Consider the following 6,646-nt stretch of genomic DNA (forward strand, 5'->3'; position numbering starts at 1 on the left):
ATGAGTTCTGCACTTTTACCGTTTACCCTGTTGCCGGTGTCAAAGCCTTCTAGAATAGGTTATACCAAAGCAATTCGACGATTAACACAGGCCACTGCTTTAGGTCTGCTTTCCGGCGTAATGGTCACCTTGCCTGTCCATTCAGCAGAAGAACTTTACTTTGACTATGGTATTTTGGGGCGACAAATTCCGATCTCATCCCTGGAAACATTTGCCCAGGACGGCACCATAGATGCCGAATTAACTCCGTATCTGGATAAGATTTCACCGGAAAATCGTCAGGAACTTCAGCGCATCTTGAGCACTCCCTTTGTGGATTTAAGTAACGGTATTCCTGAACAAATAGGCGATCCGTTCATGCTGTCTCAATGGTTGTATTCTCCCATTGGTGAGCAGGTTTTAGCAAAGATGGGGCAGTTAATTCAAACCCAAGGGCGTCAAAATGGTCAGCAGGCAATTCGAGCAGCGATGGTCCTGGCAGCAGCCGATCCAGCTGGCCTCTCGCTGATCAATCTCCTGCGGTTTTACCCAACTGCTGGGGTCCGGCTGGATTTGCAACAAATACTGGCGTTATCTGATGCCATTCAGGCCAATATTGAGACCACTGAAAGTTTAGTGAACGTGACTATTCAACAGTCTGTTGCTGTTGCCACCACCGAGCCGATGTTGGACTATCAGTCTTTACCAATGTTGGCAGACGTATCTCAGTTTGATGTGGTTAAGCAATCATTGATGTTGGATGATAGAGAGCGTAACCGCACATACCCCGCCGATCTCTATCTACCTGCTAACCTCAATGCTATTCCTGGACCCATTCCAATCATCATTTTTTCTCATGGCTACGGCGACACTCGTACCAATCCCGAATCAGTGGCAGCAGCTACTAGTATTGCATCCAATGGTTTTGTTGTCGCTGTTCCGGAACATATTGGGAGTAACAAAGCCTATCAGCATGATTTAGCACTAGGGCTAGGCCGTGAGTCCTTTGATGTAATGGAGTTTATCAATCGCCCTCTGGATATTCATTTTCTTCTCGATACCCTAGAAGAGAAAAATAAGACTGAGTTTCAAGGACGATTACAGTTAGAGCGTGTAGGGCTGGCAGGGCACTCGTTTGGAGGTTATACGGCATTAGCTACGGCTGGGGCGACCGTCGATATTAGACTCCTAGAGCAACAGTGTGAGTTGGAGGCCGATATTGTGCCAGACAATGTCAATATTGCCCTGCTCATTCAATGTCGATTGCTAGAATTGACAGAATCACCCCAGGTGCTTGAACAGTTGATCAATGGTAGCCTAGCCGATGGCCGCATTGGATCGATTTTTGCCCTATCTCCTTTGAGCAATCTATTTGGAGAAAATGGTATGGGAAAAATTCAGATCCCAGTCGTCATAGTGGGTGGAGCGTACGATATTGCTACCCCCATTGTGCAAGAACAGTTAGCCGCTTTCCAATGGCTGACTACCTCTGAAAGATATTTTTACTTGGCGGAAAACCTGTCCCACACGTCTGCTCTTACTCGGGCTGTCTTAGACTTGGTGTCCCCCAGAAGTGATATTGTAGACAGCTTTGATGCTAGCGAAAAATGGCTGTTTAACCTGATGGTGACACTGTTGATCGCCCACGCTCAGGTCTCTTTGGTAGGGGATGAAATCTACAATCCCTACCTAACCGCCGCCTATGTCGAGAACGTTAGTGTAGAACCCATTAAACTGCATCTACTCCGGTCGTTGCCAACCTGCTTTTCTACCAGGCAAGTTGATCTAAAAAGCTGCACTGAAAGCCAGCGTTTAACCACATTCTAAAACTCATTCTCTGGAAAAAGTTGAACGCATTAGAGACATCTGTTTTTCTAACGTTAAATCATCACATCAGTTTGTTAAGGATTGAACAATGACCTTAGAAATAGAAAAGATGATGACTGGGCAGCTGTACCAGCCGTCAGATCCGCTGCTTGCTCAGGCGAGAGAACGTGCCCATACAACGTGCCATCGTTATAATTTGCTTTCCCATGATGGTAGCTCAAACCGGAAAAGGTATTTGAAGAGTTTGTTGGGCAAGGTAGAAAAAACCTGTTTGATTGAGCCTCCATTTTTTTGTGATTATGGCTACAACATTAGCCTTGGTGACAACGTGTATTTCAGCTTTAACCGCACTATTCTAGATCATGCGCGTGTTCGCATTGGCAATGGTGTAAAGTTAGGACCTGGTGTTCATCTCTACACAGCTGTTCACCCTATCAATCCAGGTGAACGATCCATCGGTCTTGAACGCTCTGTTGGCATTGAGATTGAAGACAATGTATGGGTTGGAAGTGATAGTATAATCTTCCCTTGTGTACATATTGGTCAAAATACTGTTGTTGGTTCAGGCAGTGTGGTAACTGAATCTTTGCCTGCTAATGTGGTTGCTGTCAGCAATCCCTGCAGACCAACAGAAAACGTTGAGAGTCTTTTTATGCAAGATAAAAAACAGCTTAATATACGTTGTACACCCCAGACGAGATACGCATAATTTTCCTCACATCGAGTCGAAGTCCTTATTCTATCCTAGCTATTCAGATTAACAGCTCTCTAAGTATCAGATAATCCTCTTCTGTTAGATGAAGTTTGCTCTGTTAAACCTTATTCAGCCAGTATTTTCTGAATCGCTGACTTACGCTCGACAGCGACCATAGATGCTCACCATAGCTAACCCACTCATTTACCTCTCACAAACTTTCGATGAATCCACTAGACGCTCCAACCATTATTATTGGCGCTGGTTTTGCAGGACTATTTACGGCACTGCACCTGACTAATCAGCACTATCCCCATCCCATCACATTAATTGACTGCACCGATCGTTTCTGCTTTAAACCGCTTCTGTATGACTATATGAGCGGGGAGATGGAGTCTTATCAAATCCATCCCCTTTATGTTGAGTTACTCCACGGTCGTGACATCTCGTTTGTTAAAGGCACAGTAACCCAGGTTGATTTAGGTGCTCGCTGCGTCCATCTCTTACAGGGTAAGACTTTGGGCTACGGAAACCTAGTACTGACAACGGGTAGTGTTCCGGCGTTTTTTGCTGAGGGGGCCGCTGACCATGCTTTAACGTTTCAAGATAAAGCCGATGCGGATGCCCTCAAACAACGTCTTATGGCACGGTTAGAAAAGGCTACGCAATGTTCGTCCATGGAGGAACGACGATCGCTGCTAACCGTAGCGATTGTTGGCGGGGGGCCGGTCGGGGTAGAACTGGCCCTGACATTAGGGGACCTACTACCCAGGTGGTACGAGACAATGGACGGTAGTCCAGAAGACATTCGTATCGTTTTACTGAATCGGGGTGATATTCTCACAGGTGACGTCAACAGTCGTCTCCGGGATACAGCGATGAAGTCGATGGAAAATCGAACCGTCCAACCAGAGCTGATATTAGGTGCTTCAGTGACGACAGTTTGTCCCGATAGGGTGGACTTTACTCGCAATGATAAAAATGAATCTTTGGCAGCAGGTACGGTCGTCTGGACAGCCGGGACCAAGGTTCATCCCCTCATTCAGTCACTACCAATTCCCGCAAGTGAACGGGCTAAACGGGGTCAGCTCTTGGTAAAGCCGACCCTGCAGCTTTTGGCGTATCCTGATGTCTTCGCCGCAGGGGACTGTGCTGTTATCCAGTCTGATCATCCTGGTTGTAAGCCACTACCTGCTACAGCTCAGGTAGCTTACCAGCAGGGTGGGGCGATCGCTGCGGCTCTGATGGCAAAGGTCAAACATCCAGAATCTTTACCTACCTCTAGCGTAAGCTTTCGAGGCACTATGATGAAGCTGGGTCTGGGGACCAGTGTCGCCAATGTGTTTGATCGCTACGAGATCGTCGGGCCTGTAGGACAGACGATTCGGCAGATGATGTACCTGGGACTAACTCCTACACCTTCTCACAATGTTAGAACCACGTTGGATTGGATTAAGGACGACGTGTTTCAGCTTTATTCCGGTGAGTACCACGCTATTGACTATACCGCAGGCTACGAAGTAGAAGAGCTGATTACTCTCAGCAATGCCGTTACCCTGAGTGCAGTGGCGGTTTCTATGGCGGAAACTGGTCCTCTGGCTGATCTCCTAGAGGTGACAACTCTCAGACAGGAACTGGCGGGTGCAATGAGAAAATATCCCACAAACCAGGTGATTTATGCCCTCTTCGGCCATCAGACCAAGCGTAAGATGGCGATAGATCACGCCAATCTCATCCGTAAACGTCCGGGTGAAATATTAGAAAAAGCTGTAACCTATATTAACCAAGCAATTGCTCTTTTAACAGAGAAGTCTACTCCAGAAGAATTGCGCGAATATAAAGAGCTGCTCTATAGCTGCTGCAATTGCGTCGCTCAAGCTGCAGGAAGCAAGCCATTCGATAATCAACGGGTTTCTCCAGAAGAAGAAGCGGTTCTAGATACCATTAGGACTTACGCAACCAAGAGATAGATTTCTAAAAAGTTTCCACAACAAAGTGGCACTAATAAACTGTTAGCGCAAACACCCTTTTACCAGAAAAAGCTTTTATTCCAAACTTTACAGCATTACTAGTTCTGTAAACCCCTTGATTCCTAACTTGGATGTGATTCACCTCTTGAGTCACATCCAAGTGGAAACCAAGCGTTATTCCACGCTGCGGGTTGGCAGCGGCCTGGAAAGGTTATCTAATAACGTTTCTGGCTTACTCTAAAGCTATCAGTTTTTTAAGCTATGCGTAAGTCCTAACCATTAAAACCGTGCTCAGTTTTGATTGAAATCTGTGCCGTAAAAGATAAAGACTTTGTATTTCTCGGCTGTCAACTGTAACGTTGGGGGAAGCCACTTTACTCTCAGGCCTGTCAAGGATAAAATTGCCGACATCCCTAAAACAATGTTAGATGTGAGATTGCTTTGTACTATAGGCGTACTTGTTTTTCCGCTGGCAAAGCCCTACAGCTGATTTTCAACAGTCAGGTCATTGTTTCTTCACAGCTTTACCTGAAAGACGTTTCTCTTAATCAGGGTATTCACGTAATTCATTTCGGTGGCGATTTCGACCGCCATCTCATCGTTCCAGTCGTGAAATAAGCAATGGATATTTTCAGAAAGGCAGCTTCGCCTCCTCAATATAATCAGCTCTTGGCCGTAACGGTGGTGAGACTGTTAGTAATTCCCTTTGCGGATGGTGGGTGGGGAGACTTGCTGGCTTCTTTTTTGCTGTTCCATATTTCGTTCTTAATTATTCGGTCCTATCGACTAAGTCGATTGCTGTTTGTTCTGATAGTTGCGATCTCATTCATTGGTTTTCTTTTAGACATTTTCCTGACTTTTAGCTGGCTACCCACCAGTTCTTTTTTTTTGTTAACCGTTCAAGGAATCTACAGTTTCTTTTTTAGCTCGGCTGTCTTACTTATTCTGAAAAATATTCTCCAAGCTTCACGGGTTACGAGTGACACAGTGAAGGGAGGGGTCTGTGTCTATCTGCTGTTGGGATATCTTTGGGCGCTGTTCTACAGCATTATTTACACTCTTAACGCCAATGCTTTTTCTAGTGCTCTCGTAACAGAAACCTCGCGTTTACGGGTGTTGTATTTTAGCTTTGTTATCCTTACTACTCTCGGATTTGGCGATATCACCCCAGTTAGTGAAGCAGCGTCTGTAATGACTATTCTAGAAGCCCTAATTGGCCAGGTTTATCCAGCAGTGTTTATGGCGCTGCTAGTAAGTAGCTACCTGGCTCATCGAGAATCTCAAGACAATCCACCCTCAATCAGAAACGATTCTACACTAGAACAACTCTAACGTTGATCCCATGAGCACACGAACTAGGCCTCTGCCCTCCTTCTAAAAGTCGATTCGACTAGCTAACTCAATTCCCTTGGGCTCAAAGCGCACATCATTCTGCCGTCGAGGTGGACATCATTTTGCACATATCCAAGTGAGACCCGTGGTTTAACAAGATAGGGGTAATTGAAGCGGTGCGATGTAGATAAGTCGAGTGTGGCAAGGAGGCAACAGCCAAATTAAGAGTGGAGATACTCTCCCAGCAGCACCTGTCCTGCTGTCCCCACGTAACAGAGTCACCGACTCCGGTCACGCTGACGTTAGTAATGACATCAGTGGAATGCAGACCACGAACGTATCCTGACCTGGCAGCCTAAACTGGGAAAGGGCTAGGGGAAGTCCGAAAGGGTTAACATCAGTAAACCGTTGACGAAGCTTCGTCATTTACCGTGTCAGTGAAATCAGGCTGAAACACTGAGACCAAAAGGTACGTGGGTGGCTTAGCGGCTCGCTTGTCCGCTAAGCGATAGGTCACACTCCCACCGGAGTAAAGACGGAACCCGACCCGGATGCATCTCACATACTCGGAACTACAGAAGCCCGATGGATTCTCTGGAGTGTCAGAGTAGGCAAACCGTAAGGAATGCACAACTATCCAGCGGGTAAAGGATGCCAGAGAACGCGAAGGCTCTCGTGTAATGCGGAAGATAGGGGTTCAAGCTTTGCCCCACATCGAAAGATGGCAGACTTCTGGCGGGTCTTTAACGATAAATCGGGGTAATGGAACCGTATCCATTGTGAAAGATAGAGTCTCATCAGACATCGGAGCAAGGACGCCTCTTCAACACTGGACCTCCATCAA

4 protein-coding genes are annotated in these 6,646 nt (G+C 46.4%); all 4 read left to right on the forward strand.

Annotation, left to right across the window (positions count from 1 at the left end; all coding sequences use genetic code 11):
- The 4 genes from N836_RS63545 (at position 1) to N836_RS63555 (ending at position 5,802) form a co-directional block, all read left to right on the forward strand.
- Positions 1-1,806: an alpha/beta hydrolase gene (locus N836_RS63545; RefSeq protein ID WP_051394664.1), complete on the forward strand. Its 1,806-nt coding sequence runs from the start codon at positions 1-3 to the stop codon at positions 1,804-1,806.
- Positions 1,807-1,894: 88 nt separating this feature from the next.
- Positions 1,895-2,515: a sugar O-acetyltransferase gene (locus tag N836_RS63550; RefSeq protein WP_023075232.1), complete on the forward strand. Its 621-nt coding sequence runs from the start codon at positions 1,895-1,897 to the stop codon at positions 2,513-2,515.
- Positions 2,516-2,724: 209 nt separating this feature from the next.
- Complete coding sequence (locus N836_RS0139105) at positions 2,725-4,470, forward strand: NAD(P)/FAD-dependent oxidoreductase (protein ID WP_023075233.1); 1,746 nt, start codon at positions 2,725-2,727, stop codon at positions 4,468-4,470.
- Between the two features lie 621 nt (positions 4,471-5,091).
- Positions 5,092-5,802 carry a potassium channel family protein gene (locus tag N836_RS63555; RefSeq protein WP_023075234.1) on the forward strand — a complete coding sequence of 237 codons (711 nt, stop codon included), beginning with the start codon at positions 5,092-5,094 and terminating at the stop codon, positions 5,800-5,802.
- Positions 5,803-6,646 lie beyond the last annotated feature (844 nt).

It is taken from the genome of Leptolyngbya sp. Heron Island J (assembly GCF_000482245.1).
Lineage (GTDB): Bacteria > Cyanobacteriota > Cyanobacteriia > Phormidesmidales > Phormidesmidaceae > Leptothoe.